This is a genomic window from Johannesbaptistia floridana (assembly GCF_057440575.1).
Genome location: NZ_JALKVM010000127.1, coordinates 1 through 2,809, shown reverse-complemented (window position 1 = coordinate 2,809; position 2,809 = coordinate 1). Strand labels below are relative to the sequence as shown.

General features: G+C 37.9%; 1 protein-coding gene. It reads left to right on the top strand.

The genetic code is table 11. The annotated features are described in order from the left end of the window. Positions 1-100: 100 nt before the first annotated feature. Positions 101-2,809 (top strand): Eco57I restriction-modification methylase domain-containing protein (locus tag MW688_RS09005; RefSeq protein WP_486735633.1); only part of this gene is annotated, 2,709 nt, incomplete at its 3' end.

Here is a 2,809-nt window from a genome sequence, read left to right as displayed (position 1 = left end):
AAAAAATGACGACAATCTACACCATAATCTCAAGAGAGCGACCATAGAGAGCGTATAATTATCCCAAGGATAGTATGATTAAATCTCTCTAAATACTGATATGGCTAAAAGATACCTCCAATTAGATGACTTGAGATATGCCGATGACCGCCACAAAGTAGCAGGCTTATTCAAGAAATTGGGTTATGACGCCTTAGCCAACCCCGTAGACCTAGACTTACCCCCTAGAAGTGCCGAAAGTCTACAAAACTCCTATATGATCGCTAATATAACTGACCACGATAAAAGCCTGCAAGTAATCCTGTTAGAATTACAACCAGAAGAATTAACCAGTCATCGCCTCCAAGTTATTGCTAAACACTTATGTAAACGTCCGAGTAAATTTTTACTGATAGGCACTAATGACTATAATCAGTTAATGTTCGTTAATCCTCGTCAAACACTCCAAGGCAAACCATTAGAATTATTTTTTAGTATACGGAAACTATTAGTAGACCGCCAAAATCCTACTAACTATGACCGAGACAGATTAGAGGCGATCGCCTACGAAGGAGAAGATCCCGAAAAACTATATCAAAAACACTGTAAAGCCTTTGATGTTGAACAACTAACCAAACATTTCTACAGTGGCTACAAACAACTGTTTAACCTAGTTCAAGATATCGTTAAACAATACAACCCTCACCCCTACTTTGAAGACAAAAATCGCCTCTATCAATTCTGCCAAAGACTCCTAGGGAGAATTATGTTTCTCTACTTCCTACAAAAGAAAGAATTTCTAGGAGGAGATCGCTCTTTTTTAACCACCCATTACCCCAAACAAGCAAATATAGAAGATACTAACTTCTATCAGCAATTTCTAGAACCCCTATTTTTTGACACCCTCAACCGACACAGAGAAAATATGACATCACAGTGGGGTAAAATTCCTTACCTAAATGGTGGCTTATTTGACCGGGATTATGGACCGAATATTCAAGACGCCTTAGGCAATCAAACCCCAAACCAGATACTATTACCCAATCGCCTCTTTCATCCCCAAGAAGATAACAGCATATTAAACTTTTTCAACAAATACAACTTTACCGTTAGCGAAAATACCCCAGAAGAAGAAAACGTAGCTGTAGATCCAGAAATGCTAGGTAAAGTATTTGAGAATATGTTAACAGCTCCAGAACGCAGTCAAACAGGAACTTTCTATACACCTCGTAAAATTGTTCAGTTTATCTGTAAACAATCTCTCACCCGCTACCTAGCAGATACCACCGCCATTCCCTTAGAAGATGTAGAGAAAATTGTGTCTATAGATTTAGATACTGATGAATCCCAACTAAATAAATTAATCACCCCACAACAGGCAAAAAGCATCAAAGAAGCCTTAACCCAACTCAAATCCTTAGACCCCGCCGTAGGTAGTGGCGCCTTCCCTCTGGGATTAATGCAAACAATTCTTCAGATTAAACAGATAATCGCCAAACGTGAAGGCATGACTATCAATAGGGGTAGTCTTTTGATCACAGAGTGGAAACGAGAAATTATTGCTAATAACTTATATGGAGTAGATATTAAACCCGAAGCCATAGAAATCGCTAAATTAAGAATGTGGCTATCTTTAGTAGTAGATATACCCCAGATAGAAAATGTTGAACCTCTGCCTAATCTTGACTATAAGTTAATGTGTGGTAATTCTCTGATTGAGAAGATTAACGGCGAACAATTAATACCCACACCTCAACAGGGGAAACAACTAATGTTAGAAGTAACTCCCATTCAACAAGCGATTTTACCCCTACTGAAGCTGCAAAAAGAATATTTTCAAGTGCAAAATGAAGCAAGACATCATTTAAGACAAGAAATCATCGCCGCCGAAAGAAATATTTTTCAAGTAGCTATAGATGACCGCCGCCAATTCTATCAAGGAAGGTTAGGTGATATAAGTAGACAACTTCACTCCATGAAGGGGAAAACTAGTAAAAAATGGGAAAAGGAAAAACAAGAGATAGCTGATAAGTTGGCTGACTTGGAAAAACTTAGGGAAAATGTTCAAAAAGGAGAAATTGCCCTTAATTTCTTTCAATACTATCTACACTTTCGAGACGTATTTGAATCTATTGGCGGCTTTGATTTAGTTATCGGCAATCCCCCCTATGTGAGACAAGAAGCGATTAAAGAATTAAAACCACTTTTACAAGAAGAAGGTTATCAATGTTATACAGGGGTTGCTGATTTATACGTTTACTTTTTTGAAAAAGGTCTTCAATTACTTAAACCAGGAGGTTATTTAAGTTATATCTCCTCTAATAAGTATTTTCGTTCTAACTACGGTGAAAAGTTACGGCAATTTCTAGCCACAACCGGAAAAATAGAATATTTAATCGACTTTGGAGATGCTAATGTCTTTGAGGCGATCGCCTATCCTAGTATTATTTTAGTCAATAAAACTGAATCAAATATCAAAGAATCTCATCAGGCGTTGGTTTTTAATTGGCAGCCTGAAGATTCTCTAGAAGACTTCGACTCTCTATTTACAACTAAAAGTTTCTTGATTCAGCAAAGACAACTCACCCCCGAAGGTTGGCGCCTAGAATCTCCTGCTGTCTTGAAGTTATTAGAAAAGCTGAAGGCATCCGGCATCCCCTTGGGAGAATATGTAAATGGACGTTTTTACCGTGGTGTGTTAACAGGTTTCAATCAAGCTTTTGTGGTTGATAAGACAGTCAAAGACCAATTAATTAGCGATCATCCTTCATCTGCTGAAGTTTTAAAACCCCTGATTCGCGGTAGAGATGTAAAACGCTGGTGTGTAAAT